Consider the following 25602-nt stretch of genomic DNA (forward strand, 5'->3'; position numbering starts at 1 on the left):
TCACGCACGTGCACGGCACCACTGGGCGCGAGCCCGACGAGCGCCGGCGAGGAGGACTCGTGACCACGACCCCGGAGGACCTGCGCACCGACCAGACGCCGCTGGCACCGGGAGCGCCCCGGTCGGGGACGACGTTCCTCGGCCTGCCGACGGCGCCCCGCGGCGTCGGCCACCTGCGCGGCGACCGCTCCTTCCCCGACGCCGCCCGCGACGCGCTGCGCGACGGGCAGCTGCGGGCCAACCTCGGCCACGCGACGACGACGATCCGCGGCAAGCGTGCCCGGGTCGTCGCCGAGCTGCCCGACTGGGCGCAGCTGCGCGCCGCCGGCAGCGCGCTGAAGACCGCCACCATGGCCCGCCTCGACGAGCACCTCGAGGAGCTCGAGCGGCAGGTGACCGCCCGCGGCGGCACCGTGCACTGGGCCCGCGACGCCGCCGAGGCCAACCGCATCGTCACCGAGCTGGTGCAGGCCACCGGCAGCGACGAGGTGGTCAAGGTCAAGTCGATGGCCACCCAGGAGATCGGCCTCAACGAGGCGCTCGAGGCCGCGGGCATCACCGCGCACGAGACCGACCTCGCCGAGCTGATCGTGCAGCTCGGCGACGACAAGCCGTCGCACATCCTGGTGCCGGCGATCCACAAGAACCGCGCCGAGATCCGCGAGATCTTCCTGCGGACCATGCCGCAGTTCCAGGGCGAGGGCGCCGACCGCGACCTCCCCGACGAGCCGCGCCGGCTGGCGATGGCCGCACGCGCGCACCTGCGCGAGCGGTTCCTGCGCGCCCGGGTGGCGATCAGCGGCGCCAACTTCGCCGTCGCCGAGACCGGCACCCTCGCCGTCGTCGAGAGCGAGGGCAACGGCCGGATGTGCCTGACCCTGCCCGAGACGCTGATCACCGTCATGGGCATCGAGAAGCTGGTGCCCACCTGGCGCGACCTCGAGGTGTTCCTCCAGCTGCTGCCCCGCTCCTCCACCGGCGAGCGGATGAACCCCTACACCTCGACGTGGGCCGGCGTGACCCCCGGCGACGGGCCCCAGGACTTCCACCTGGTGCTGCTGGACAACGGCCGGACGGCGGTGCTCGCCGACGAGGTGGGCCGCCAGGCGCTGCACTGCATCCGCTGCTCGGCCTGCCTCAACGTCTGCCCGGTGTACGAGCGCACCGGCGGGCACTCCTACGGCTCGGTGTACCCCGGCCCGATCGGGGCGATCCTGTCCCCGCAGCTGACCGGCGTCGAGGACAACGCGTCGCTGCCGTACGCGTCGAGCCTGTGCGGCGCCTGCTACGACGTCTGCCCGGTGGCCATCGACATCCCCTCGGTCCTGGTGCACCTGCGCGCCGAGCACGTCGAGGCGCAGGAGAAGCCGACGGCGGAGTCGGTGGCCTTCCGGGCGCTGGCCACCGCGATGTCGCACCCGCGGCTGTGGCGGCTGGCGCAGCGCGCGGCGTCGCTGGGCCGGCTGCTGTCCCGCGGGAAGCCGACGATGCCGAACGCGCTGCCGTTCCCCGCCTCGGCGTGGACCCGCAGCCGCGACCTGCCGACCCCGCCGGCGGAGACCTTCACGTCGCAGTGGGCGCGCGAGCACGGGGGCCGCAAGTGAGCGCCCGCGAGGAGGTGCTCGGCCGGATCCGCACCGCGCTCGGGGAGACCCGCGCGCCGGTGCCGGAGGTGCTGCGCGACTACCGCGCCACCGACGACCGCCCGGCCGACGTCCTGCTCGACGTCCTCGTCGACCGGCTCGAGGACTACAAGGCCTCGGTGCTGCGCTGCGGTCCGGACGACGTCGCCGCCAGCGTGTCCGCGGCGCTGGACGCCGGCCTCGGTGCCGGGTGGGCGCCGGGGTCGGTCGTGGCCGCGCCGGGGCTGCCCGACGCGTGGCGGCCCGGCGGCCTCGACACCGACGACGACCGGCCGCCGGTGCGGCTGGCCGACCGCGCCGCCGCGCTCACCGCCGTCGCCGTGGCGATCGCCGAGACGGGCACGCTGGTCCTCGACGGGACGCCGGCCTGCGGACGCCGGGCGCTGTCGCTGCTGCCCGACTGCCTGGTGTGCGTGGTGACCGCCGACCAGGTGGTCGGCGGGGTGCCCGAGGGCCTGGCCCGGCTGGACCCGCTGCGCCCGCTGACGATGATCAGCGGGCCGTCGGCCACCAGCGACATCGAGCTGGAGCGGGTCGAGGGCGTGCACGGCCCGCGCACGCTGGTCGTCGTCCTCGTCGGCTGAGGCGCCGCGACGATCAGGTGACCTGATCGTCGCGCGTCCTCCCCGGCGGTGCACGATCGGGGAGGACGCGCTGCGGTGCGGGAGGACGAGCGCGGTGCCGCGGGCTCAGCGCCGGTCGATCGGCTCGGGGAACACCGCGCGCACCGCGGGCATGTCCAGCTCGCGGACCGTGGCGACCAGCAGGTCGAGCGAGTCGCCGGGCAGCCAGCCGGGCTCGGCGAACACCAGCACGCCGTCGCGGAAGACCATGAGGGTGGGCGCCGAGCGCACGCCCACCTCGGCGGTCAGCCCGGTCTCGGCCTCGGTGTCGACGGTGGCGAAGACGAGGTCGGGGTGCCGCACCGACGCGGCCTCGAACACCGCGGCGAACGCCCGGCTGGACCCCGACCGGGACGAGCGGAAGTCGACCAGCACGATGCCCGGCACGTGCACCGTGGCCGCGAAGTCGGCGGCGCCCAGCGACACGGTCACCCCGCCGAGTGTGCTCCCCCTCCGGCCCGGGGGCAGCCGACCGGGTCCCCGGGTCACAGCCGCCCCGCCGGGTCAGCGCGCGGTGAGGTAGGCGACGACGAGGTCGCCGAGCATCCGGCGCTGCTGGTCGCGACGCTCCGGGTCGAGCATGTCCCGGCCGAAGAGGGCGCGCCACGTGTACCGGTTCGCCGTCCGGTAGATGCAGAAGCCGCTGATCACCTGGTGCACGTCCAGCGCCTCGACGTCGTCCCGGAAGACGCCTGCCTCCCGCCCGCGGGCGAGGATGCGGCCGAGGACGTCCAGGGCGCGGGTGTTGAGGTTGGACAGCCGCTCGGAGCGGGCGATGTGCTCGGCGCGGTGGATGTTCTCGATGCTGACCAGCCGGATGAAGTCCGGGTGGGCCTCGTGGTGGTCGAAGGTCAGCCCGGCCAGCGCGCGGATGGCGTCGACCGGGTCCAGGTGCTCGACGTCGAGCCGCTGCTCGAGGCCGCGGATCCGGCCGTAGGACCGCTCGAGGACGGCGACGTAGAGCTGCTCCTTGCCGCCGAAGTAGTAGTAGATCATCCGCTTGGTCGTGCTCGTCTTCGCGGCGATCTCGTTGACCCGCGCCCCGGCGTACCCCCGGTCGGCGAACTCCTTGGTGGCCACGTCGAGGATCTCGGCGCGGGTCCGCTCGGCGTCCCGCTGCCTCGGCGGCCCGGGGACGGACTGCACGGAGGGAGTGGACCCGACCGGGCCGACGGGCTCGTCGGGCAGCGGCTGGGCGGCGGTCGACACGGTGCGGACCCCTTCACGTCGGCGGACTGACCCCGAGCCTAGGACGGGCGCGGCCGTCCCCCGGCACGTCCACCGGCCGGCCCGTGCGGGCCGACTCGACGACGGCCTCGAGCACCCGCAGGGTGGCCAGCCCGTCCCGGCCGCCGCAGACCGGCTCGGCCTCGCCGCGGACGACGGCGGCGAAGTGCTCGACCTGGGCCGCCAGCGGGTCGCGGCGCCCGACCGCGACGGTGGCGGTCTCGAACGGCTCCCACCACGAGGGAGGGCCGGCCTGGGTCCGCAGCCGCATGGTGGGGATCGACAGCGACCCGGCCGTGCCGGCGAGGTGGTAGCAGTCCTCGTCCGGGTGGGACGGGTAGGCCGCGTCCTCCCCCGAGGTCTGCTCCCAGGAGCGGGGGGAGGCGGCCGCGTCGGAGAGCAGGACGGTGCCCAGCGCCCCGTCGGCGAAGGTGAGGACCACGGCGGCGGTGTCCTCCACCGGGAAGCCGCGGACGGCGTGCGACGTCGTGGCCTGCACCCGGACGACGTCGCCGACCAGCCACCGCAGGCCGTCGACCTCGTGCGCCAGGTTGAGCAGCACCGGCCCGCCGCCGGCCTGCCGGCGCCAGCCCCCGCCGACCTCGAAGTAGCCGTCGGGCTTGGCGAACAGCGCCGTCCCGACGACGGCGACGACCCGGCCGAGCGCACCGCCGCGCACGACCTCCCGGGCGCGGGCCATGACCGGGCTGTGCCGGCGGTGGTGCCCCACGAGCAGCGGGACGCCGACCGCCTCGGCCGCCTCGACCAGCCGGGTGGCGGCCTCGACCGTGTCGGCGAGGGGCTTCTCCACCAGCACCGGCACGCCGGCCGCGACGCACGCCAGGCCGCCCTCGACGTGCAGCCGGTTCGGCGTGGCCAGCACGACGCCGTCGGGCCGGTCCCGCTCGAGGAGCTCGGCCAGCGACCGGTACCGCGCGGCACCGTGCTCGTCGGCCAGCGCGTCGGCGAGCGGGGCGGGGCCGGCGACCGCGGCGAGCCGGGCGACGGGGCTGGCGGCGATCTCCTCGGCGTGCCGCCGCCCGATGGTGCCGGGGCCGACCACGGCGATCCGTACGGCAGGTCGTCGGGTCACGTTGCCTCCCTGGCGGACGAGGCCGGTGGCCGGGCCGACGTCAGGTCGGCCCGGCCACCGGGGTGGCCCCCTCCAGTTCCCGCCGCGAGCCTCTGAGTGGCGGGAGCTGAAGGGGGCCCCTTCTCAGAGCGAGGCGCGGATGCGCTCGTACTCCTCGCGCGGCACCACCGGGGCGTCGTCGCGGCCCAGGTCGTCCATGTGCACCCGGTGGGTCTCCCGGGCCGACCAGGCGGCCGTCGCCGCGATGATCCCGATGCCGAGGGTGATGCTGCCGACGATCAACGGCACGTTGGCGTCACCAGGGGCGATGACCGCGTACAGGGTGGGCAGGAACGCGGTGATCAGCGTGCCCAGGTTCTGCGAGACCGCGAAGGCGGTGACGCGGGTCCGGGTGGGGAAGAGCTCCTGGTAGAAGGCCGGGAAGACCGCGTTGTAGCCCTGGTAGACGATGCCCCACATCAGGATGGCGAACACGAAGGCCCACGCCACCGACCCCTGGCTGATCGCGTAGAGGTAGGCGAAGGACAGCGCCGTCGAGCCCAGGGCGCCGACGATGATGCAGGGCCGTCGGCCGATGCGGTCGGACAGGTTGCCGACGAAGGGGATCAGCAGCACGGCGACCGCGTTGCCCACCACGGAGATCCACAGGTAGGTGGCGGGGCTGAACTCGATGCCGTATGCCTCCTGCGTGGCGTAGGTGGCGCCGAACACGGTGGTCGCCACCGGGACGGCGTTCATCAGCGCCATGCAGATCACCCGGAGCATGTCCGGGCCGCTCTCCCGCACCGCCTGGACGATCGGCGCCTTGGGCACCGTGCCGTGCACGGCCTCCTCCTGGAAGGCCGGCGTCTCGTCGACCCGGCGTCGGATGATGACGCCGGCGACCACCACGAGGGCGGACAGCAGGAACGGGATCCGCCAGCCCCAGGACTCGAACGCGTCCTCGGGCAGGATCGCCGCCAGCGGCAGGAACACCGCAGCGGCGAGGATCTGCCCGGCCTGCACACCCTGCAGGGTGTAGCTGGCGTAGTAGCCGCGCCGGCCGAAGGGGGCGTGCTCGACGATCATCGCGCTGGCGCCGGAGATCTCCCCACCCACCGCGAAGCCCTGCACCAGTCGCAGCGCCACCAACAGTGCCGGGGCCAGCAGGCCGACCTGCTGGTAGGTGGGCAGCAGCGCGACGAGGAACGTGGACACGCCCATCAGCAGCATGCAGAGCACCAGCACGTTCTTGCGGCCGCGGGTGTCACCCCAGTGGCCGAGGACGAACGCCCCGATCGGCCGGGCGACGTAGCCCACCCCGAAGGTGGCCAGCGAGACGATGATCCCGATCTGCGGGTCGGACTCCGGGAAGAAGATCGTCGGGAACACCAGGGCGGCGGCCTGGGCGTAGATGAAGAAGTCGTAGTACTCCAGCGCGCTGCCCATCCAGCCGCTGGCCGCGGCCTTCCTGGGCGTCTTCTTGAACTCCTGGGGCTCGTGCGAGCCCGGCTCGGCCACTGCGTCGCGCATCGGTCCTCCTGGGACGGGGGGTGCGCCGGTGGGCGCGGGGACGGCGGTGCTCGGTGCGGAGCGACCGTGGTGACCGGCACCACGACTGCAATGAACTACTTGGTACATTAGCGTGGCGCAGAGCACAAGCCCCGCTCCTCAGCGGGCGCGGACGGCTCGCGGAGGCTGGCGCCCAGCGGCCGGACGTGGTGTGCTGAACCACAACTCACCACTTGGTACATAGAGGGGCGGTCCCGTGACGGACGCGCAGGGTTTCCTGGTCGGTCTGGTCGGCAGCGGCATCGGCCCCTCGCTGACCCCACCGCTGCACGAGCGCGAGGCCGACGAGCTGGGCCTGCGCTACCTGTACCGCCGCCTGGACCTCGACCGGCTGGAGAGGCCGGCGTCGGCCATCGGCGAGATCCTCGCCGCCGCCCGGCTGGCGGGCTACGACGGGCTCAACGTCACCCACCCCTGCAAGCAGCTGGTGATCCCGCACCTCGACGAGCTCTCCCCCGACGCCGCCGCGCTCGGCGCGGTGAACACCGTCGTCCTCCGCGACGGGCGGGCGGTCGGGCACAACACCGACTGGTCGGGCTTCGCCCGGGCCTTCGACCGCGGCCTGCCCGAGGCCGTCCTCGGGCAGGTGGTGCTGCTGGGGGCCGGAGGCGCCGGCGCCGCGGTCGGGCACGCGCTGCTCACCCTCGGTGCCGGGCGGCTGACCGTCCTCGACCTCGACGGCGCCCGGGCCGGGGAGCTGGCCCGCGCTCTGGGCGAGCGCTTCGGGGCCGACCGCGCCGAGGGCGGGGACCTCGGCAGGCTGCCCGCGGTGCTGGCGGACGCCGACGGGCTGGTGCACGCCACCCCCACCGGCATGGCCGCCCACCCCGGGCTGCCGCTGGACGCGGGCCTGCTGCGCCCGCAGCTGTGGGTGGCCGACATCGTCTACCGGCCGCTGGAGACCGCGCTCGTGCGCACCGCCCGCGACCTGGGCTGCCGGGTGCTCGACGGCGGCCGCATGGCGGTGTTCCAGGCCGTCGACTCCTTCCGGCTGTTCACCGGCGTCGAGCCCGACCCCGACCGGATGCTGGCCCACTTCACCACGCTGGTCTCCGACGTCCGTGTCCGCTGAGGAAGGACCCCCTGCCCCCCGCCCCTCGCAGGCTCGCGGCGGGCCCCTGCAGGGGGCCGCGGGACGGGGGCGCCGGGCGGTCGCCACCGTCTGCCTGTCCGGGACGCTCGAGGACAAGCTGGACGCGGCGTCGGCCGCCGGCTTCGGCGGGATCGAGGTCTTCGAGCCCGACCTGGTGGCCTCGCCGTGGTCACCGGGCGAGCTGGCCGCCCGCTGCGCCGACCTGGGCCTGTCGATCGACCTCTACCAGCCCTTCCGCGACCTCGACTCCACCGACCCGGACCGCTTCGCCCGCAACCTGCGCCGCGCCGAGGCCAAGTTCGACGTCATGGCCGCGCTCGGCGTCGACACGCTGCTGGTCTGCTCGTCGGTCGCCCCCGACGCCGTCGACGACGCCGACCGGCTCGCCGAGCAGCTGGCCACCGCGGCCGGCCGCGCGCACGAGCGCGGTCTGCGGATCGCCTACGAGGCGCTGGCCTGGGGCCGGCACGTCTCCACCTGGGAGCGGTCCTGGGACGCCGTCCGCCGGGCCGACTCCCCAGCGCTCGGGCTGTGCCTGGACAGCTTCCACGTGCTCTCCCGCGGCGGGGACCCGGCCGGCTTCGCCGCCGTCCCCGGCGAGAAGCTGTTCTTCCTTCAGCTGGCCGACGCGCCCCGGCTGGACATGGACGTGCTCCAGTGGAGCCGCCACCACCGGCTGTTCCCGGGCCAGGGCGCCTTCGACCTGCCCGGCTTCCTCGCCGCCGTGCTGGCCGCCGGCTACGCCGGACCGCTGTCGCTGGAGGTGTTCAACGACGTCTACCGGCAGGCCGACCCGGCCCGGACGGCGGTCGACGCCATGCGCTCGCTGCGGTGGCTGGAGGAGGCGCTGGCGCTGCGCTCCCCGGACGCCGGGCTGCCGCTGCCCCCGGCCGCGCCGGCCCTGTCGGGGTGGTCGTTCACCGAGCTGGCCGTCGACGGCTTCTCCGGGCCGCAGCTGGCCGGCGTCCTGGGTGCGCTGGGGTTCACGCACACCGGGCAGCACCGCTCCAAGCCGGTGCAGCTGTGGGAGCAGGGGACGGCGCGGGTGCTGCTCAACGCCTTCGACACGCGAGCCGACGCGGCGCAGCCGGCGGCCGCGGGCGTGGCCTCGGTGGTCGCCCTCGGCCTGGAGAGCGCCGACCCGCCCCGCTCGGCCGTCCGCGCCGAGGCGATGTGCGCACCGGTGCTCCCCCGCACGCGCGGCGCCGCGGAGGCCGAGCTGTCCGCCGTCGCCGCGCCCGACGGCACGCAGGTCTTCTTCACCCGCACCGGGCCCGACGGCTGGCCGGCCGACTTCCTGCCCACCGGGGAGCGGCCCGGGCCGGGCGCCGGGATCACCGGCGTGGACCACGTCTCGCTCGCCCAGCCCTTCGACGCCTTCGACGAGGCCGGGCTGTTCTACCGCGCGGTGCTGGGGCTGGAGCCGCAGGAGGTCACCGAGCTGGCCGCCCCCTTCGGCCTGGTGCGCACCCGGGCGGTGACCGGGCCGGACCGCGCGGTGCGGCTGGCCCTGTCGGTGTCGGCGCTGCGCCGCGGCGGGTGGGCGCCCGGCGTCCCCGAGCCGCAGTCGATCGCGCTGGCCACCGACGACGTCGTCGCCACCGCCCGCGCGCTCCGGGCGGCCGGCGCGCCGCTGCTCCCCGTGCCGGCGAACTACGCCGACGACCTCGAGGCGCGCGTCGACCTGCCGGAGGAGCTGCTGGCCGCGGTCCGCGAGCACGGGCTGATGTACGAGCAGGACGCGCACGGCGGCTACCTGCACCTGGCCACCGACGTCCTCGGCGACCGGGTGTTCTTCGAGGTGGTCCAGCGCCTCGGCGGGTACGACGGCTACGGCACGACCGACGCGCCGGTCCGGATGGCCGCCCACCGGCGCCGCCGGCAGGCCACGACGTCCGGGAGGCGGTGAGCCGTGCGTGCTGCGAACCGCCTGGCGGTGCACCAGTCCGTCGTCCACCCGCACGACGCCCTGGAGCTCACCGAGGCGCTGCCCGGCACCGGGTGGCACTCGATCGGCCTGCACGTCGGCGGCACCGAGGAGGTCGAGCCGTGGTGGCGAGGGGGCGCCGGCGAGCGCAACCTCGCCCGGCTGGTCGCGCTGCTGCTCGAGACCCGGGTGACCGTCCTCGACGTGGGGCGCGTGCAGCTGGGCACCGGGCTGCCGCGTGACGACGTCCACGCCGGCCACGGCCGGGTGCTCGACCTGGGCGCCCGTTTCGGCGCCCGGTACGTGACCGCCCGCTTCGCGACCGGCGACCTGGGCCCGGCCCAGCGCGCCGACGTCTTCGGGCGGCTCGCCGAGCAGGCCCGCCCCTACCGGCTGCTGCCGCTGCTCGCGCCCGTCCCCGCGGACCGGCCCGACCTCGTCGCCGACGCGGTGGCGGTCGTCGCGCCCAGCGCCGGCGGCGTCGTCCTCGACGTGCCGGTGAGCGCGTGCACGCCCGAGGAGGTCGAGGCCGTCGTCGACGCCCTGGGTGACGCGCTCGGCTACGTGCGGCTCAGCGCCCGCCAGGTGGCCGCTGCCGGGGACGGGGCCGCCGGGCTGCTCGCCACGCTGCCGCCGCACGTCCCGGTCGCGCTGGGCGGCGACGACTCGCTCGGCGTCCTCCGCGACGACGCCGCCGGCCGCCTCCCCCGGCTGCAGCAGCTCGTCGACGGCCTGCTCGAGCACCCGCGGGCCCGCGCCCGCCGCCTGGCCGGCGGCTGACCGGGACGGCACGCAGGCCCGCGCCTGGCGCCCCAATCGTTGGGGCAACACCGGATTACCATCCAGGGGTGCAGTCCGTCGACGCGGCCCCCACCGCCACCGATCCCCTCGCCCTCGAGCGGCAGGTCTGCTTCGCGCTGTCCGTGGCGGCCCGCAACGTCGTCGCGGTCTACCGGCGCTTCCTCGAGCCGATGGGCCTCACCCACCCGCAGTACCTCGTCATGCTGGCGCTCTGGCAGCACGGCCCGCTGTCGATCAAGGAGCTCAGCCGGCTCCTGCAGCTCGACCCCGGGACGCTCTCCCCCCTCGTCAAGCGGCTGGCGGCGGCCGACCTGGTCCGGCGCGACCGCGACCCCCGGGACGAGCGGGCCCTGGCCATCGCGCTCACCGAGCGCGGCCGGGCGCTGCGAGCCGAGGCCGAGGCCATCCCCGCCGGCATCGTCGAGAACCTCGGCATGCCGGTCGACGAGCTGCAGGCGCTGCACTCCGCCCTCACCCGGGTCATCGACGCCTCGCAGCAGGCGATGGACGACGGCGCAGTGACCGATCCGACAGCATGATTGGTGCACCAATGGTTGGCGTACCCATGATCGAGGCGTAGACAGGGACCCGTGCACCCCGACCAGGACACCGCCCCTCCGATCCCCCGGCAGCGGCCGAGCGTCCTGCGCTGGCTGGGGTACGCGATGGGCGCGGGACTGCCCGCCCGCCACCACACGTGGGTGCTGTTCGACACGACGACGCGCACCTGGGTGCTGCGGCACGTGGCCCGCACGCTGGTGCAGCTGGCCGTTCCCGTCGCCCTGGTGCTGCTGCTGGTCCCCGGCCCCTTCTGGATCCGCGGGCTGGCCGCCCTCGGCGGCCTCATCCTCGGCCTGGCCTTCTCGATCGCCTACATGCCCGAGGCCACCGAGAACCGGGTGAAGAAGGCCGGGTACCCGGCCGGCACCGCCCAGGCCCTGCGGGACCGGGCGTCCGCCGGCCGCGACGCGCGCGACTCCGAGCGCCGGCGCGCCGCCGCCGCGAAGCGGGCGGCCCGCTACCGGGACCGCCGCGCCCGCTGACGACTGCGGTCACACCGCGGTGAGCAGGACGTCGTCGATCTGGCCCATCGCGCCGGTCATGCCCTCGACGACGCCCATCGCCAGGACCTGCTCCATCTGCGCCCGGTCGGCGAACCGCGAGCGCACGGTCATGCGCGTCCCCGCCGGGGTCGGCTCCAGGTCCACCCGGGCCCGGATCACGGGCAGGCCGTCGTCGGGCCGGCCGGTGGCATCGGCGAACCCGTCCTCGAACTCCAGCGACCGCGGCTCGTCGAGGGCGGTGATCCGCCACCAGCCGTGTGCTCGCTCGCCGTCCGGACCGGTCATGTGGTACGCGGACCGGCCGCCGACGGCGACGTCGTGCTCGGTGAATGTGGCCGGCCAGGTCGGCGGGCCCCACCAGCGCTCCAGCTGGCGCGGGTCCACCCACACCTGCCAGACGCGCTCCGGCGGGGCGGCGAGCTCGGCGACGATGGTCAGGGTCAGGGCGTCGAGGTCCTGGGTGGTGTCGACGACGGTCATGACGGTCCTCCTCCGGGAGGTTCGGCGAGGACGCCCTCGAGGCGGCCGATCCGGGCGCGCCAGAGCTCCTCGTACGCGCCGAGCAGCCGGGCGGCCGCACGGATGGAGCCGACGTCGCCCCGCACGAGCTGCTCGCGGCCGCGACGCTCCTTCGTGACCAGCCCGGCCCGCTCGAGCACCGCGACGTGCTTCTGCACCGCCGCGAAGCTCATGGCGTAGTTGCGCGCGAGCGCCGAGACCGACGCCTGCTCCCGCAGCACCCGGGCGACGATGTCGCGGCGGGTGGCGTCGGCGAGAGCGGCGAAGACGCGGTCCACGGCGTCCGGATCGGGCTGATCTACAACCACGAGGTTGTACGTTACGCCCGGTCGGTGCACCCCGGCAAGGCCCGGCTGCGCGCCGGAGCGACGGGACGCGGGTCGCGCGCACCGGGGTCCGGGACCCCCGCTGACGTACGCTGCCTCCCGAATGCCGATCGACGACCGGCGCCCCGACCTGGAGCCGAGGTGACTGGACACTCCGTCGGCGAACCCGCTCCGCTGCGTCCCGGCGGCCCGGGGGACGCCGTGTCGCGACTGCCGGCCCTCGCCCCCGTGGCCGGCAGCGAGCACGACCGGGTGCGCTTCCTCGCCGGGGTCACCGACTCCCTGGCGGAGCTGCTCGACACCGGCGAGGCCGCCGACCGGCTGGCCCGCCTGGTGGTGCCGCGGCTGGCCGACTGGGCCACGGTCACCGTGCTCGCCGGCGACGGCGCCCCGGGCCGCACGGCTCGCGCGCACCGGGACCCCGCACGCCTGGCCGACGTCGACACCTACCTCGCCGGGCGGGTGAGCGCCCCGCGCGACCAGTCGGCGCTGACGGCCGCGATGCGGTCGGGTCGGCCGGTGCACCTGACGGAGCTCGACCCCGACGTCGGCCCGGAGTCGCTGCCGGAGGGGCCGGTGCGCGCCGCCTGGCAGCAGCTGGACCCCACGTCGAGCCTGCTCGTGCCGCTGCAGGCCCGCGGCTCGGCGTTCGGGGTGCTGTCGCTGGTGCGCAGCGGCGACCGGCCGCCGCACGGCGAGGCCGACGTCGCGCTGGCCTTGGAGGTGGCCCGCCGGGGCGCCCTCGCGCTGGACAACACCCGGCTCTACGGCCGCCAGCTCCGCGTGGCCGAGACGCTGCAGCACAGCCTGCTCACCCCGCCGCCGCAGCCGGAGGGGCTCGAGATCGCCGTCCGCTACCGGCCGGCCGGGTCGCAGGCCCTGGTCGGCGGCGACTGGTACGACGCCGTCCTCCAGCCCGACGGCGCGACGCTGCTGGTCATCGGCGACGTCACCGGCCACGGCGTCGAGGCCGCCGCGGCGATGGCCCAGCTGCGCAGCGCCGTCCGCACGCTGGCCTACGACTCCCCCGACAGCCCGGCGCGGACGCTGGACCGGGTCGACCGGGTGCTCACCGGCCTGCACCGGGGCACCCTGGCCACCGCGCTGGTCGCCCGCCTCGAGCTCCCGGACGGCGACGGCACGCGGTCGCTGCGCTGGTCGTCGGCCGGGCACCTGCCGCCGCTGCTGGTGTCCCCCGACCGCGAGGTGCGGCTGCTCACCTCCCGCGCCGAGCGGCTGCTCGGCATCCAGGAGCGCTCGCCCCGCACCGACCACGAGGTCGCCGTCCGGCCCGGGGAGACGGTGCTGCTGGTGACCGACGGGCTGGTCGAGGCGGGACGGCTGGACATCGACTCGGGGCTGGTCCGCCTCACCGGTGCGCTGCGCGGCCTCGGCGGGTTGCCGGCCGACGCGCTGTGCGACCGGCTGCTGACCCGCGTGGTCCCCGACCGCACCGACGACGACCTCGCGGTGCTCGCCGTCCGCGTCCTGCCCACCCGGGGCTGACCGGCCGGTCCGCCGCTCCTCGGCGCCCGGTGGCGGACAGCGGCGACCGTCAGAACTCCGAGACGCCGGCGTCGACGGCCATCTCGTGGGCTGTGACGTAGCGGGACTCGTCGGAGGCGAGGAACAGCACGACGTCGGCGACGTCCTCGGGCTGGGTGATGTCGACCGGCAGCAGGTTGCTGAACATCGGCGCCAGCCTGGGGTCCCCGCCGATGGCGGCGCCGAGGACCGCCTGCATGTCACCGCCGCCCATGCCCGTGGCCACGCCGGTCGGGTGCAGGCTGTTGACCCGGATCGAGTGCCTCGCGAGCTCGGCCGCGAAGGCCTTGGCCATCCCGCGCACCGCCCACTTGCTGGTGGTGTAGTGGACCATGAACGGCTGCACCTTGAGGCCCGCCGCGGAGCTGACCAGCACGATCGAGCCGCCGCCGGCCTGCACCAGGTGCGGCGCGGTGGCCATGACGGTGTTCCAGACGCCGGTCACGTTGACGTCCATCGTGTTCTGGAAGACCTGGGGTGCCACCTGGTCCCAGGGCCGCGGGCTGCAGATGCCGGCGTTGGCGACGACGACGTCGAGCCGGCCGAGTTCGGCGACGCCACGGTCGGCGGCCGCCTGCAGGCCGGCGAGGTCGCGGACGTCGACGACGGCGGACACCGCGCGCCGGTCGTGCGCCTCCACCTGCCGGACGGTCTCGGCGAGGTCCTCCTCGGTCGCCGAGGGGTAGGCGACGTCGGGCAGCTCCCCGCAGACGTCGACGACCACCACGTCGGCTCCCTCCGCCGCCAGCCGGACGGCGTGCGCCCGGCCCTGCCCGCGCGCCGCGCCGGTCACCAGCGCGACCTTGCCCTCGACCCGTCCGGCCACGTGCGTCTCCCTCGTCCGGTGGTGTGCCGCAGGTCACGCTAGGCACGGGTTGCACTGAGTGCAAGGTCCTAGGGTCGCGGGCGTGACGCAGACGCCCCGGCAGGCACACCGGCTGGCGACGTGGCGGGCCCTGCGGGAGGCCACCGTGCGCCTGGTCGCCGAGCGCGGTCTCGCCGCGGTGACCGTGGACGACGTCGTGGCGGCGGCCGGGACCTCGCGCCGGACGTTCTTCAACTACTTCCCCACCAAGGCCGCGGCCCTCTTCGACCCCGATCCCGAGCTGACCGGCCTGCTGCAGCGTCTGACCGAGGAGGCGCCGCGGACCGACGACGTGTGGGCCGACGCGTGCGCCATCTGCCGTGCCGTCGTCCGGGAGGGTCCCGGTGACCTGCTCGTGGTCTACCGGCGCGTGGCCGGTTCCGGCGAGCTTCGCGACTACCCCGTGGAGGTGCACCGCCACGTCGAGGCGGCCCTCGAGTCCTGGGCCTCGGGCCGCCTCGCGGGCGACGCCCTGGCCGCCCGTCTGGTGGCCGCGACGGCCGGCGCGGCCCTGACGTCGGCGTTCCGCACCTGGGACCCGGCCACGCCGCCGGAGGAGTTCGCCCGGCTGGCCGACCGGGCGCTCGCCGCGGTCGAGGTGCATCCGACCGGCACGTAGCGCCGGGCGGCCCCGGCAGGGTCCCGCCGCGAGCCTGCGAGGGGCGGGGGGCAGGGGGTCCTTCTAGGGTCGAGCCGTGGTGAGCGGGGACACACCGGGGGCGGGCGCGGCCGGCTCCGCGGCAGCGCGGCGGGACGCCGCCGTCCGGGCGTGGACGGCGCTGCGGCCGCGGCTGGCCGCCGACGCCACCGCCGCCCTGGGTGAGGCCGAGGCCGACGCCTTCGTCACCCGCGCCGAGCTGGCGCTGTTCGACGTGCACGTGCCGCTGGGCCTCCTCTACGGCGACCGCGCCGACGCACTGTTCGAGAGGGCGCTGCGGACCGCCCTGGCCGCGGCGGCCGAGCGCCCGGCGGCCCTGCGGCGGCTCGACCGGCGCCGGGAGATCGACCCGGGCTGGTTCCTGCGGGCGCGGGTGCAGGGCTACGTCTGCTACGTCGACCGGTTCTGCGGCACCCTCGACCGGCTGCCCGAGCACCTCGACCACCTGGAGGAGCTCGGCACCACGTACCTGCACCTCATGCCGCTGCTCGAGCCGCGCGAGGGCGAGAACGACGGCGGCTACGCGGTGGCCGACTACCGCGCCGTCGACCCGCGGCTGGGCACCATGGCCGACCTCGAGGCGGCCGCCGCGGCGCTGCACGCGTGGGACATGAGCCTGTGCATCGACCTGGTGCTCAACCACACCGCCCGCGAGCACCCCTGGGCGCAGGGCTGGCTGGCCGGCGACCCCGCCTACGCCGGCTTCTACAGCGCCTTCCCCGACCGCACCCTGCCCGACGCCTACGACGCGACGATCCCCGAGGTCTTCCCCGACCGGGCGCCGGGCTCGTTCAGCTGGGTCCCGGAGGCGTGCGGGGGCGCCGGCGGCTGGGTGTGGACGACGTTCTGGCCCTACCAGTGGGACCTCGACTACACCAACCCCGAGGTCACGCTGGCGATGCTCGGCGAGATCACCTGGCTGGCCAACCGCGGTGTCGACGTCTTCCGCATGGACGCCGTGCCGTTCATGTGGAAGCGGATGGGCACCAGCTGCCAGAACCAGCCCGAGGGGCACACGCTGCTGCAGCTGCTGCACGCGCTGACCCGGCTGGCCGCGCCCGGCGTCGTCTTCAAGGCCGAGGCGATCGTCGCCCCCGACGACCTGGTGGCCTACCTCGGCGCGCACGAGCGCTTCCGGCCCGAGTGCGAGCTGGCGTACCACAACTCGCTCATGGTGCTGCTGTGGAGCAGCCTGGCCACCGGCGACGTCCGGCTGGCCCGGCAGGCGCTGCGGCGGATGCGGCCGATCCCGCCGACGACCACCTGGGTCACCTACGTGCGCGGCCACGACGACATCGGCTGGGCGATCACCGACGCCGACGCCGGCGCGGTCGGCCTCGACGGCTTCGCCCACCGGCGCTTCCTCAACGACTTCTACTCCGGCCGGTTCCCGGGCTCCTTCGCCCGGGGCGCGCTGTTCCAGGAGAACGAGGCGACCGGGGACGCGCGGGTCTCCGGCTCGGCGGCGTCGCTGTGCGGCATCGAGGACGCGCTGGAGCGGGACGACCCCGCCGCGCTCGACGCCGGCGTCCGGCGGCTGCTGCTGCTGTACTCCGTCGCCTACGCCTTCGGCGGCATCCCGCTGCTCTACATGGGCGACGAGCTGGCGCTGCGCAACGACACCGGGTACCTCGACGACCCCGAGCGGGCGCCGGACAACCGCTGGATGCACCGCCCGCCCATGGACTGGGGCGCCGCGGCCCGCCGCACCGACCCGGCCACGCTGGAGGGGCGGGTCTTCGCCGCGGTGCGCCGGCTCGGGGAGGTCCGCCGCTCGCTCCTGGCGCTGCGCGGCGGCACCGAGCCCGAGGTGCTCGACGCCGGCAGCGACGCCGTCCTCGTCTGGCGCCGCCGGCACCCGCGCAGCGGCACCTTCGTCGGGGTCGCCAACGTCTCCCCGCACCCGCAGCAGGTGGACGCCGACACCGTCACCGGCTTCGGCACCTTCGCCCAGGTGCACGCCAGCGACGGCCCGCTGGGCGTCCGGGACGGCCGGCTGACCGTCCCCGGCCTCGGCTGGGCCTGGTTCGCCGAGCCCTGACCCGACCCGCCACAGCGCCACCCGGGACACCCCCACCCGGGACACCCCCACCCGAGACACCCCACCCGAGAAGAGGGACGACATGGCACGGATGGACCTGCGGGTGCGGCTGCTGGGCCGGGCGCTCGGCCGGCTGTCGGTCGCGACCATGGACGACGAGCGACTGCGCCGTGCGCAGACCCGGCGCATCGGCCACAACCCGGTGACCGACCTGCTCCTCGGCGGCGTCGCGCCCGGCGTGCGGCTGACCGACGGCGCGGCGCGCGGTGAGGCCGGGCCGGTGGCGATCCGGACCTACCGCCCGGAGCAGGCGGCGGGCACGCTGCCGCTGGTCGTGAACTTCCACGGCGGCGGCTGGACGCTCGGCAGCCTGGACGCCGCCGACTGGCTGTGCAGCAACGTCGCGGCGACCGTCGGCGCCGTCGTGGTCTCGGTGGACTACCGGCTGGCGCCGGGGCACCGCTGGCCGGCCGCGGCCGAGGACTGCTACGCGGCCCTGGTCGACGTCGTGGAGCGGGCGGCCGGGCTCGGTGCCGACCCCGCGCGGGTGGCGGTGATGGGCGACAGCGCCGGCGGCAACCTGGCCGCCGTCGTCAGCCTGATGGCCCGCGACCGGTCCGGGCCGCCGATCGCCCACCAGGGGCTGGTCTACCCCTCGGTCGACCTCACGATGAGCAGCCCGTCGATCGACGAGAACGCCTCCGCGCCGATCCTGACCAGGGCCGACTGCCTCGCCTTCCGCGACCACTACCTCGGCGGGCAGGACCCGCGGGCGCCCTACGCCTCGCCGCTGTTCGCTCCCGACCACTCCGGGCTGCCGCCGGCGCTGGTCCAGGTGGCCGAGCACGACCCGATCCGCGACGACGGGTACCGCTACGCCGAGGCGCTCCGGGCGGCCGGGGTCCCGGTGCGGCTCACGCAGTACGTCGGCATGCCGCACGGGTTCCTGGCCTTCCCGCGGCTGTGCCGCTCGGCGTCCCAGGCGCTGGCCGAGCTGTGCGCGGAGCAGACCGCCGCCCTGGCCCCCCAGGGCAGCGGCACCGGTCAGGCCCTCGTCGCCGAGCCATGACGGCCCCCCTGCAGGGGCCCGCCGCGAGCCTGCGAGCGGTGGGGGCAGAGAGGTCCTTCCTCAGTCGGTGAAGACGGCGCCCAGGGCCGCGGCGACGTCGGGGTGCCCGCGGACCAGCCGCAGCCGGCCGCGGCCGAGACGGGCGAGGTCGCGGCCGAGGTCGACGTCCCGCTCCCCCGACACGTCGAGCAGCACGTCCAGCCGCGGCAGCCGGCCGGCGGTCGGCCGGGGGTCGGGGCCGGCGTTGTGCACGCAGTCGCTGAGCAGCAGCACCCGCGCGTCGCGGGCCGGGACACCGGCCAGCAGCCGGCCGGCGGTCTCGAGCGCGAAGGTGACGTTGGTCAGGCCCTGGGTGGGGACCCGCAGCAGCAGGTCCAGGACGGCGAGCGGGCCCACCTGCTCGCCGGGGCGGACGAGCACCGCGGCGTCGGACCAGAAGGCGACGACGCCGACCCGGTCACGGGCGAGCTCCCCGGCCAGCGCGCCGACCGCGGCGGCCGCGGTGCGCACCCGCTCGCCCCTCATCGACCCCGACACGTCGACGACGAGCACCACCGACCGGCGCTGGCGCACCCGCTCCCGGACGACGACGTCGCGGTCCTCGGGGAAGGGCTTCCCGGCCAGGGCGTCGAGCGTGCGCTCCAGGTCCAGCTCGTCGGAGCCGCCGCTCCACGGCAGGCTGCGCAGCTCGCCCACCCCGCGGCGGGGCCGCCGGTCCTGCGGCGGGCGCGGTACGGACAGCCGCCGCGCGATGGCCTGCGCCCGGCGGCGGGTCTCGGCGTCGGCGGCACCCGCCCGGTCGAGGTCGGCCAGCGGCACCAGCTCGGCCGGCTCGTCGGTCGTGCCCGGCGCGCTGCCCCCTGGCGGCCCGGCGGCCGCGGTGCGCCGCCGGTCCCCCGAGCTGAGCGCCAGCCCGCCGCCGCCCGGCGCGGGCCGGTACAGCGCGGGCTCCGCGGTGAGCTGCTTGGGCCGCCGGCGCAGCGGCCGCGCGCCGCGCGGCGCGCCCTCCCGGCGGCGGGTCAGCGGCGAGTCGGCCGCGACCTCTCTTCAACCGGGCCCGGCGGCCGCCGGGCGCAGCAGGAAGTGGTCCTCCCAGATCTCGCGGAGCACCGCCTCGGGCGGGACCTCCACGGTCTCGTCGAGCGCGATGCGCCCCGACAGCGCCAGCAGCAGCGCGTCGAGCACGGCAGCCGTGTAGTCCTCGGGCAGGCCGCGGGGCGGCTCGAGGGCGGGCTCGTCGGGCAGCGGCACCTCGCGCATGGCGGCCAGCTGGGCGGCCACCAGCGCCAGGTCGATCGCGCCGCGCACGCTGCTGCCCTGCCGGACGTCGTCGCGCCCCCGGGTGGCGCGGGTCAGCGCCACGGCGTCGGCCACCAGCCGCGGCGACTCCACGCCGGTGCGCCGGCCGACGATGCCACGCTCGGCGGCGGCGTCCTGGTAGCCGACCGCCAGCCGCACCAGCCGGTCGGTCACCGAGCTCGACAGCCGGGTGGTGCCCACGTTGTCGTAGGGGTTCATCGAGGCGACGACGCGGAAGGTCGGCAGCGCCGCCACGCTGCCCACCCGGGGGACGGCGATCCGGCGCTCGGCCATCGCGGTGAGCAGCGTGTTGAGCGCGTCCTCCGGCGCCCGGTTGAACTCCTCGACGTAGAGGAAGCCGCCGGCGCGCATGGCCTCCACCAGCGGGCCGGGCACGAAGTTCTCCGGCGTGTAGTCCTCCCGCAGCACCCGCGCCGGGTCGTGGTGGCCCACCAGCCGGGTCGGGGTCAGGTCGGCGTTGCCCTCGACGAAGACCAGGGGCACGCCCCACTCGGTGGTGATCGCCCGCAGCAGTGTCGACTTCGACGTCCCCGGCGGACCCTCCAGCAGCACGTCGCGGCCGGCGGCCACGGCCGCGAGCAGCAGGTCCAGCTCGTGCTCGCGGCCGACCAGGTGCCGGGCGACCCGGCGGCGGACCTCGCGGACCGAGGCGCCCTCGGCGGAGGTCACCCGCGAGCCGGTGACGACGGTGTCGTCGACGGGCTCCGGCGCGGGCGGGCCGGACGGGGGCTGCGGCTGCGGTGACGTGGTCGGCTCCTCGGTCGCGGTCCGGGCCGGGTCACCCCGCCCGGTCGGGACGCTAAGACCCTGCGCATGGTTCTGCAACCGCGCTCCCTGGACGCGCCGTCCGGGGCGCGGTCGCCGGCCGGCCGGCACGGCTGACAGGGTGGGGAGGTGACAGACGTCGAGCAGGCCTCCGGGCGCCGGACCCCCGCCGTCAACGACTACCAGGGGCACGGCATCCACGCCGCGCCGGGCGTGCACGAGTACGCGCTGGAGCTGGTGCGGGCCGCCCTGCCCCACGGCGGGCGGGTGCTGGAGGTCGGCTCCGGCTGCGGCGCCCTGGCGCTGCGGCTGCGCGACGCCGGCTTCGACGTCGTCCCCACCGACCTCGACCCGCCGCACGACTGGATCCACCGGCTGGACCTCGACGCGCCCGACTGGACCGACGACACCCGCGGCCCGTTCGACATGGTCGTGTGCGTCGAGACCCTCGAGCACGTGGAGAACCCGCGGCAGGTGCTGCGCTCGATCCGCTCCCTGCTGCGCCCGGGCGACAAGCTCCTGGTCAGCACGCCGAACATCACGCACCCGCACTCACGGCTGAAGATGCTGCTCCGCGGTGCGCCGTACATCTTCGGCCCGCGGCACTACCACCAGCCCGGGCACATCACGATCCTCCCCGACTGGATGCTCAGCGAGCACGTCCGGCTGGCCGGGTTCGACGACGTGGAGGTGACCGCCGGCGGCGACACGTTCTACCGGGGCCCGGTGCGCGTGGCCTACCGGCTGGAGATGGCGCTGCTGTGGCTGGCCGGGATCCGCCAGCGGTCGCAGTACGGCGACGGCATCTGCACCTTCCTGACCGCCACCGCCGTCTGAGCCGGCGGCGCGGCCGGCCGCCACGCGGGCGCGACCCCGGCCGCCCCGCTCGGCGGCGTACAGCGCGGCGTCCGCCGCGGCGTAGAGCGCCCGCAGCTCGGTGGCGTGGCTCGGGGCGTGCGCGACGCCGACGCTGATCGACAGGGCGAGCAGGGTGCCGTCGGCCAGCCGCAGCGGCGCGGCGGCGACGGCGTCCACCAGCTCGTGCGCCCGGGCCGCGGCCACCTCGGCGGAGCACCCCGGCAGGAGCACGGCCAGCTCGTCACCGCCGAGCCGGCTGACGACGGCGTCGGCGGCCCGGACGTGACCGCCCAGGATCCCGGCGATGTGCAGCAGCGCGTCGTCGCCGACCGGGTGGCCGTGGGAGTCGTTGACCGACTTGAACGAGTCGACGTCGACGAGCACCAGCGCCGAGCCCTCGTGGGCCACCGCGGCCGACAGCGCGCTGGTCAGCGCCTCGTCGAGCACCGGGCGGGTCACCAGCCCGGTGAGGCCGTCGACGGCGGCCTGGCGCCGCAGCTCGGCGACCAGCCGGTCGATGCGCTCCATCACCAGGACCAGCAGCACGGTGGTGAGCACCAGGACGGCGGCGACGAACAGGCCGTCGACGAGCGCCTCGGCCACCGGCTGCGCGGCCAGCAGGGCGGAGACGTCGGAGCCGATCGCCAGGGTGGTGACCGACCCGGCCGCCGCGGCGTGCATCTGCGAGGCGGCGAAGAGGACCGGCAGCCCCAGCAGCAGGTGGGCGACGTCGAGCTGGTCGGGGAAGACGTCCGCGAGCACCCCGATCGTGGCGACTGCGGCCACCGGCAGGACCAGCCACACCCCGGCGCGGGTCATCGCCGCCGGTGGGACCACGGACGGCAGGGCCGAGCAGGTCAGCAGCACGACGAACATCGCCCACGACAGCGGGTGGGCGAAGTCCGGCATCGGCACCGGCTCCACCAGCACGTGGACGGCGAGCAGGACCGCGCCGACGAGGAACAGCGCGCTCGAGGCACGCGCGGCGAACGTCTCGTCCCGGGGCTCGCACAGCCGGTGCAGGTCCATGCCCTGCCATCGGCGCGCTGACCTGCGCAGACGACCCCCGCCCCACCCGATCGGGTGGGGCAGGGCGGGCTCAGGCGGGCCGGACGCCGAACGTCCGGGCCAGCCGCTCGATCCGGCGGGCGCGCGCCAGGCGGGGCCTGTCGCTGCCGTCGCGGATGACCTGGCCGCGGGCCTCGAAGTCGGCGAGGAAGTCCTGCGCCCAGGCGACGTCGGACGGCGCGGGGCTGATGACCTCGTTGACCACCGGCGCCTCGTCGGGGTCGAGGCAGAGCTTGCCGGTGAGGCCGAGGGAGACGGTGACCGCGCTCTGCTCGCGCAGCACCGGCAGGCTCGCGCTCACCGTCGGTCCGTCGATGGGGCCGGGCAGCCCGCCGATGCGGCTGGCCACGACCAGGCGGGAGCGGGGGTAGGCCATGGCGAGATCGTCGGCGCCGGTGCCGGTGTCGCGGCGGTAGTCGCCGCTGCCGAAGGCGAGCCGGAAGGTGCCGCGGGCGCGGGCGATGCCGACCGACTCCTCGATGCCCAGCGCCGACTCGACCAGCGCCAGGACCGGCGTCGACCCGCCGAGGCGGTCGAAGGTCTCGGTGACGTGCTCGGCGGCCTCCGCCTTGGCCAGCACGACGCCGAGCAGCCCGGGCACGCCGGACAGGGCGGCGACGTCGTCCTCCCAGAACGGCGTCTCGTGGTCGTTGATGCGCACCCACGCCGACCGGTCGCCGTCCGACAGCCACTGCACGACCCCGGTCCGGGCCTCGTCCTTGCGCGCGGGGTCGACGGCGTCCTCGATGTCGAGCACGACCTGGTCGGCGCGCGACCCGTGGGCGGCGTCGAACAGCTCGGGGCGGGCGCCGTCGACCAGCAACCACGACCGGGCGTCGTCGGGACCGACTCTGCTGCGCGCCATCACGCGTCCATCCTCGTCGGCAGCCCGGCCGCCCCCGCCGCCCGACGCGCGAGGCCGGCGTGTGGGGAGGCCCACCGTGCCCGCCCCGGCCGGCGGGCCGGGGCCGCCGGCCGGCGCAGGCGTTAGCGTGAGCCGGGTCACACCCCCGCCTCCGGAGGCCCTCCCTTGCCCCTCGTCACGGTGCTCGCGACCGGCGGCACGATCGCCACCCGCACCGACGACCGCGGTGCGTCCACGGCGCAGGACAGCGGAGCCGACCTGCTCACCCGGCTCGGCCACCGCACCGCTGCGCAGGTCCGGGTGCGCGACGTCGTGCGCGTCGGCAGCTACCGGATGACGCTGGCGCTCGGCACCGAGGTCGCGCGCGCGGTCGCCGGGGAGCTGGCCGACCCGGAGGTCACCGGCGTCGTCGTCACCCACGGGACGGACACGACCGAGGAGACGGCGTTCCTCCTCGACCTCTTCCACGCCGACCCCCGCCCGGTCGTGCTCACCGGCGCCCAGCGCCCCGCCGACGCGCCCGACGGCGACGGGCCCCGCAACCTCGCCGACGCGATCGTCGTCGCCGCCAGCCCGGCCGCCCGGGACCTCGGTGTCCTGGTGTCCTTCGGCGGGCGGGTGTTCCCGGCCCGCGGCACGCGCAAGGGCCACACCCTGGCAGCCGACACCTTCGGCGCCCCCGACGCCGGCCCGCTGGGACGGGTGGACGGCGACGCGTTGCGCGTCGAGCGGCTGCCGGTGCGCCGCCCGCCGTTCGACCTGGCCCGCTTCGACCCGGCCGGCGTCCGGGTCGACGTCGTCGCCTGCCACCCCGACGCCGACGCCACCGGCCTGCACGCCTTCGCCGCGGCCGGCGCCCGCGGGATCGTCCTGGAGGCCACCGGGGCGGGCAACGCCAACCCGGCGATCTGCCGGGCGGTGGGCGAGCTCACCGCCGCCGGCGTCGTGGTCGTCACCTCCACCCGGGTGCCGGCCGGCCCGGTCGCGGCCCTCTACGGCGACGGCGGCGGCACCGACCTGCTGGCGGCGGGGGCGCTGCCGGCCGGCCTGCTGCGCCCCTCCCAGGCGCGGGTGCTGCTGGCCGTCCTCCTCGGGCTGTACGCCGACCCCGACGCGGTCCGCGCCGGCTGGACCGCCGCCGCCTGACCGCCACGCCCGGCTCCGCACCGACCCGGCCGCAGATCGCGACCGGGGCACCACGAGAGGAGAAGCGCATGCCCAAGGAGATCCTGTGCGCCTTCGGCGTCGACGTCGACGCGGTGGGTGGCTGGCTGGGGTCCTACGGCGGGGAGGACTCGCCCGACGACATCTCCCGCGGCGTCTTCGCCGGCGAGGTCGGCGTCCCCCGGGTGCTCGAGCTGTTCCGCCGCCAGGGCCTGCCCTCGACCTGGTTCTGGCCGGGCCACTCGATCGAGACGTTCCCGGAGCAGTTCGACGCCTGCGTGGCGGCCGGGCACGAGATCGGCGTCCACGGCTACAGCCACGAGAACCCCATCGCGATGAGCCGGGAGCAGGAGTCGGCGGTGCTCGACCGCTGCATCGACCTCATCGAGAAGCGGGCCGGACGCCGTCCCAGGGGCTACGTCGCGCCCTGGTGGGAGTTCTCCCCGGTCACCAACGAGCTGCTGCTCGAGCGCGGCATCACCTACGACCACTCGCTCATGCACCGGGACTTCGAGCCGTACTACGTCCGGGTGGGCGACAGCTGGACGAAGATCGACTACTCGCAGCCGGCCGACACCTGGATGCACCCCCTGGTCCGCGGCGAGGAGACCGACCTCATCGAGATCCCGGCGAACTGGTACCTCGACGACCTGCCGCCGATGATGTTCGTCAAGGCCAGCCCGAACAGCCACGGCTTCGTCAGCCCCCGCCACCTCGGGGAGATGTGGCAGGACCAGTTCGACTGGGTGTACCGGGAGATGGACTACGCGGTGGTCACCTTCACCGTGCACCCCGACGTCTCCGGCCGCCCGCAGGTGCTGCTGATGCTCGAGCGGCTCATCGCCCACGTGAACGCCCACGCCGGCGTCCGCTGGACGACGTTCGAGCAGATCGCCGACGACTTCGCCGCCCGCTCCCCCCGCCGGGCCTGACACCCGGACCCACCGGAGGTCCGGCGTGTGCGGTGCGTGCGGTGCCCCCTCGGCCGCGGACCGGGCCTCGCCCGTCCTCGGGTCCCGCACGGCCCCTGCCACCGGCACCGGGCGCGGACCTGCCGCCGCCGGACCGCCGCCGTCCCGTGACGCTGGTGCACGGGACCGCGGCCGGCGGGCTGGACACCGGCGGCGACGCCTGGGCCGAGCACGTCGCGCGGGCCGGACCGCCGCTGGTGGTGGCCGCACCCGGCGCACCCGGCAGGGTGCTCGACCGCCTGCTCGCCGACCCCCTGCGCCGCTCGGTGCGCGTCACGGACCTCGTCGGCGGGACGCTGCCCGGACGGGGCGACGCACCGGTGCGCCTGCCCGGCGTCCCCCGCGCCGTCCCCCGGGACCGGGTGCCGGCTCTCGGCGCCCTGCTCGCCCTCCGGCTGGCCGGTCCCCCGTCGTCCGGGCGGAGCCGGACGCTCGCCGACGTCGAGGGCACGACGGTGCTGCTCGAGGCCCTGGGCGGGCGCGTCCTCACCTCCTGCGCGGACGGCCGCTGAGCCGACGCGGCCCGGGACGCAGCGGAGCCGGGAG

The 25602-nt window shown here is 76.1% G+C and carries 25 protein-coding genes and 1 pseudogene; 15 read left to right on the forward strand and 11 right to left on the reverse strand.

Translation table 11 applies throughout. The annotated features are described in order from the left end of the window. Positions 1 to 59 precede the first annotated feature (59 nt). Both JOD57_RS04995 and JOD57_RS26695 read left to right on the forward strand, forming a co-directional pair. The gene (locus JOD57_RS04995) at positions 60 to 1604 is read left to right on the forward strand and encodes a LutB/LldF family L-lactate oxidation iron-sulfur protein (RefSeq protein ID WP_204690881.1); all 1545 of its coding nucleotides are present in this window, start codon (positions 60 to 62) and stop codon (positions 1602 to 1604) included. Beyond that, positions 1601 to 2227 carry a LutC/YkgG family protein gene (locus JOD57_RS26695; RefSeq protein WP_204690882.1) on the forward strand — a complete coding sequence of 209 codons (627 nt, stop codon included), beginning with the start codon at positions 1601 to 1603 and terminating at the stop codon, positions 2225 to 2227. The genes JOD57_RS04995 and JOD57_RS26695 overlap by 4 nt, the downstream gene beginning before the upstream one ends. 105 nt (positions 2228 to 2332) lie before the next feature. Here the strand turns inward: JOD57_RS26695 and JOD57_RS05005 are convergent, their stop codons facing one another. From JOD57_RS05005 to JOD57_RS05020, 4 genes are all read right to left on the reverse strand, one after another. Further along, on the reverse strand, positions 2333 to 2698 hold the full coding sequence (locus JOD57_RS05005) for a thioredoxin family protein (protein WP_204690883.1): 366 nt from the start codon (positions 2696 to 2698) through the stop codon (positions 2333 to 2335). 72 nt (positions 2699 to 2770) lie between these two features. Then, positions 2771 to 3412, reverse strand: a complete 642-nt coding sequence (locus tag JOD57_RS05010) for a TetR/AcrR family transcriptional regulator (protein WP_307824470.1) — start codon at positions 3410 to 3412, stop codon at positions 2771 to 2773. Between the two features lie 76 nt (positions 3413 to 3488). Further along, complete coding sequence (locus JOD57_RS26700) at positions 3489 to 4586, reverse strand: Gfo/Idh/MocA family protein (RefSeq protein ID WP_204690885.1); 1098 nt, start codon at positions 4584 to 4586, stop codon at positions 3489 to 3491. 123 nt (positions 4587 to 4709) lie between these two features. Then, positions 4710 to 6098: an MFS transporter gene (locus JOD57_RS05020; protein ID WP_204690886.1), complete on the reverse strand. Its 1389-nt coding sequence runs from the start codon at positions 6096 to 6098 to the stop codon at positions 4710 to 4712. 235 nt (positions 6099 to 6333) lie between these two features. On the opposite strand from JOD57_RS05020, the gene JOD57_RS05025 reads away from it, so the two are divergent. From JOD57_RS05025 to JOD57_RS05045, 5 genes are all read left to right on the forward strand, one after another. Beyond that, positions 6334 to 7209, forward strand: a complete 876-nt coding sequence (locus JOD57_RS05025) for a shikimate dehydrogenase (protein WP_204690887.1) — start codon at positions 6334 to 6336, stop codon at positions 7207 to 7209. Continuing rightward, on the forward strand, positions 7199 to 9139 hold the full coding sequence (locus JOD57_RS05030) for a bifunctional sugar phosphate isomerase/epimerase/4-hydroxyphenylpyruvate dioxygenase family protein (RefSeq protein ID WP_307824472.1): 1941 nt from the start codon (positions 7199 to 7201) through the stop codon (positions 9137 to 9139). The genes JOD57_RS05025 and JOD57_RS05030 overlap by 11 nt, the downstream gene beginning before the upstream one ends. 3 nt (positions 9140 to 9142) lie before the next feature. Further along, the gene (locus tag JOD57_RS05035; RefSeq protein WP_204690888.1) at positions 9143 to 9937 is read left to right on the forward strand and encodes a hypothetical protein; all 795 of its coding nucleotides are present in this window, start codon (positions 9143 to 9145) and stop codon (positions 9935 to 9937) included. A 68-nt stretch (positions 9938 to 10005) separates the two neighbouring features. Next, positions 10006 to 10497 (forward strand): MarR family winged helix-turn-helix transcriptional regulator, encoded by a 492-nt coding sequence (locus tag JOD57_RS05040; protein WP_204690889.1) that lies wholly within the window; start codon positions 10006 to 10008, stop codon positions 10495 to 10497. A 51-nt stretch (positions 10498 to 10548) separates the two neighbouring features. After that, positions 10549 to 11001: a DUF5313 family protein gene (locus JOD57_RS05045; RefSeq protein ID WP_307824474.1), complete on the forward strand. Its 453-nt coding sequence runs from the start codon at positions 10549 to 10551 to the stop codon at positions 10999 to 11001. Between the two features lie 9 nt (positions 11002 to 11010). Here JOD57_RS05045 and JOD57_RS05050 read toward each other — a convergent pair whose 3' ends face one another. After that, positions 11011 to 11502: an SRPBCC family protein gene (locus tag JOD57_RS05050; protein WP_204690890.1), complete on the reverse strand. Its 492-nt coding sequence runs from the start codon at positions 11500 to 11502 to the stop codon at positions 11011 to 11013. After that, positions 11499 to 11819, reverse strand: a complete 321-nt coding sequence (locus JOD57_RS05055; protein ID WP_204690891.1) for an ArsR/SmtB family transcription factor — start codon at positions 11817 to 11819, stop codon at positions 11499 to 11501. Before JOD57_RS05055 ends, JOD57_RS05050 begins: the two co-directional genes overlap by 4 nt. Positions 11820 to 12068: 249 nt before the next feature. On the opposite strand from JOD57_RS05055, the gene JOD57_RS05060 reads away from it, so the two are divergent. Next, positions 12069 to 13373 carry a PP2C family protein-serine/threonine phosphatase gene (locus tag JOD57_RS05060; RefSeq protein ID WP_307824476.1) on the forward strand — a complete coding sequence of 435 codons (1305 nt, stop codon included), beginning with the start codon at positions 12069 to 12071 and terminating at the stop codon, positions 13371 to 13373. 49 nt (positions 13374 to 13422) lie between these two features. Here JOD57_RS05060 and JOD57_RS05065 read toward each other — a convergent pair whose 3' ends face one another. Further along, positions 13423 to 14238, reverse strand: a complete 816-nt coding sequence (locus tag JOD57_RS05065; RefSeq protein WP_204690892.1) for a mycofactocin-coupled SDR family oxidoreductase — start codon at positions 14236 to 14238, stop codon at positions 13423 to 13425. A gap of 82 nt (positions 14239 to 14320) precedes the next feature. On the opposite strand from JOD57_RS05065, the gene JOD57_RS05070 reads away from it, so the two are divergent. The 3 genes from JOD57_RS05070 to JOD57_RS05080 all read left to right on the forward strand — a co-directional run bounded on the left by JOD57_RS05070 (position 14321) and on the right by JOD57_RS05080 (position 18045). Continuing rightward, on the forward strand, positions 14321 to 14896 hold the full coding sequence (locus JOD57_RS05070) for a TetR family transcriptional regulator (protein ID WP_204690893.1): 576 nt from the start codon (positions 14321 to 14323) through the stop codon (positions 14894 to 14896). Positions 14897 to 14972: 76 nt separating this feature from the next. Further along, complete coding sequence (locus tag JOD57_RS05075) at positions 14973 to 16976, forward strand: alpha-amylase family protein (RefSeq protein ID WP_204690894.1); 2004 nt, start codon at positions 14973 to 14975, stop codon at positions 16974 to 16976. Between the two features lie 82 nt (positions 16977 to 17058). After that, positions 17059 to 18045, forward strand: a complete 987-nt coding sequence (locus tag JOD57_RS05080; protein ID WP_204690895.1) for an alpha/beta hydrolase — start codon at positions 17059 to 17061, stop codon at positions 18043 to 18045. A gap of 60 nt (positions 18046 to 18105) precedes the next feature. Here JOD57_RS05080 and JOD57_RS05085 read toward each other — a convergent pair whose 3' ends face one another. Then, positions 18106 to 18864: a vWA domain-containing protein gene (locus JOD57_RS05085; protein ID WP_307824477.1), complete on the reverse strand. Its 759-nt coding sequence runs from the start codon at positions 18862 to 18864 to the stop codon at positions 18106 to 18108. Positions 18865 to 19092: 228 nt separating this feature from the next. Next, positions 19093 to 20034, reverse strand: coding sequence for an AAA family ATPase (locus JOD57_RS05090; protein ID WP_204690896.1), 942 nt, complete (start codon positions 20032 to 20034; stop codon positions 19093 to 19095). Positions 20035 to 20259: 225 nt separating this feature from the next. On the opposite strand from JOD57_RS05090, the gene JOD57_RS05095 reads away from it, so the two are divergent. Beyond that, on the forward strand, positions 20260 to 20967 hold the full coding sequence (locus JOD57_RS05095) for a class I SAM-dependent methyltransferase (RefSeq protein ID WP_204690897.1): 708 nt from the start codon (positions 20260 to 20262) through the stop codon (positions 20965 to 20967). A gap of 30 nt (positions 20968 to 20997) precedes the next feature. On the opposite strand, the pseudogene JOD57_RS26705 reads toward JOD57_RS05095, so the two are convergent. Together JOD57_RS26705 and JOD57_RS05105 are read right to left on the reverse strand one after the other, a co-directional pair. Next, positions 20998 to 22017: pseudogene (locus tag JOD57_RS26705) on the reverse strand (GGDEF domain-containing protein); the annotation flags it as partial. Between the two features lie 70 nt (positions 22018 to 22087). Beyond that, positions 22088 to 22921, reverse strand: a complete 834-nt coding sequence (locus tag JOD57_RS05105; protein WP_204690898.1) for an HpcH/HpaI aldolase/citrate lyase family protein — start codon at positions 22919 to 22921, stop codon at positions 22088 to 22090. A gap of 165 nt (positions 22922 to 23086) precedes the next feature. Between JOD57_RS05105 and JOD57_RS05110 the strand changes: the two genes are divergently transcribed. From JOD57_RS05110 to JOD57_RS05120, 3 genes are all read left to right on the forward strand, one after another. Then, a complete protein-coding gene (locus JOD57_RS05110; protein WP_204690899.1) occupies positions 23087 to 24067 on the forward strand; it encodes an asparaginase in 981 nt (326 codons plus the stop codon). Positions 24068 to 24135: 68 nt separating this feature from the next. Then, positions 24136 to 25017, forward strand: a complete 882-nt coding sequence (locus JOD57_RS05115; RefSeq protein WP_204690900.1) for a polysaccharide deacetylase family protein — start codon at positions 24136 to 24138, stop codon at positions 25015 to 25017. Positions 25018 to 25172: 155 nt separating this feature from the next. Next, a complete protein-coding gene (locus JOD57_RS05120; protein ID WP_204690901.1) occupies positions 25173 to 25568 on the forward strand; it encodes a hypothetical protein in 396 nt (131 codons plus the stop codon). Positions 25569 to 25602 lie beyond the last annotated feature (34 nt).

It is taken from the genome of Geodermatophilus bullaregiensis, assembly GCF_016907675.1.
GTDB lineage: Bacteria > Actinomycetota > Actinomycetes > Mycobacteriales > Geodermatophilaceae > Geodermatophilus > Geodermatophilus bullaregiensis.

What these genes read in the sequence shown, in the direction of transcription:
- JOD57_RS05115 (WP_204690900.1), top strand. Translation starts at nt 24,136, where the DNA reads ATGCCCAAGGAGATCCTGTGCGCCTTCGGCGTCGACGTCGACGCGGTG.
- JOD57_RS05105 (WP_204690898.1), bottom strand. Translation starts at nt 22,921, where the DNA reads ATGGCGCGCAGCAGAGTCGGTCCCGACGACGCCCGGTCGTGGTTGCTG.
- JOD57_RS05080 (WP_204690895.1), top strand. Translation starts at nt 17,059, where the DNA reads ATGGCACGGATGGACCTGCGGGTGCGGCTGCTGGGCCGGGCGCTCGGC.
- JOD57_RS05050 (WP_204690890.1), bottom strand. Translation starts at nt 11,502, where the DNA reads ATGACCGTCGTCGACACCACCCAGGACCTCGACGCCCTGACCCTGACC.
- JOD57_RS05020 (WP_204690886.1), bottom strand. Translation starts at nt 6,098, where the DNA reads ATGCGCGACGCAGTGGCCGAGCCGGGCTCGCACGAGCCCCAGGAGTTC.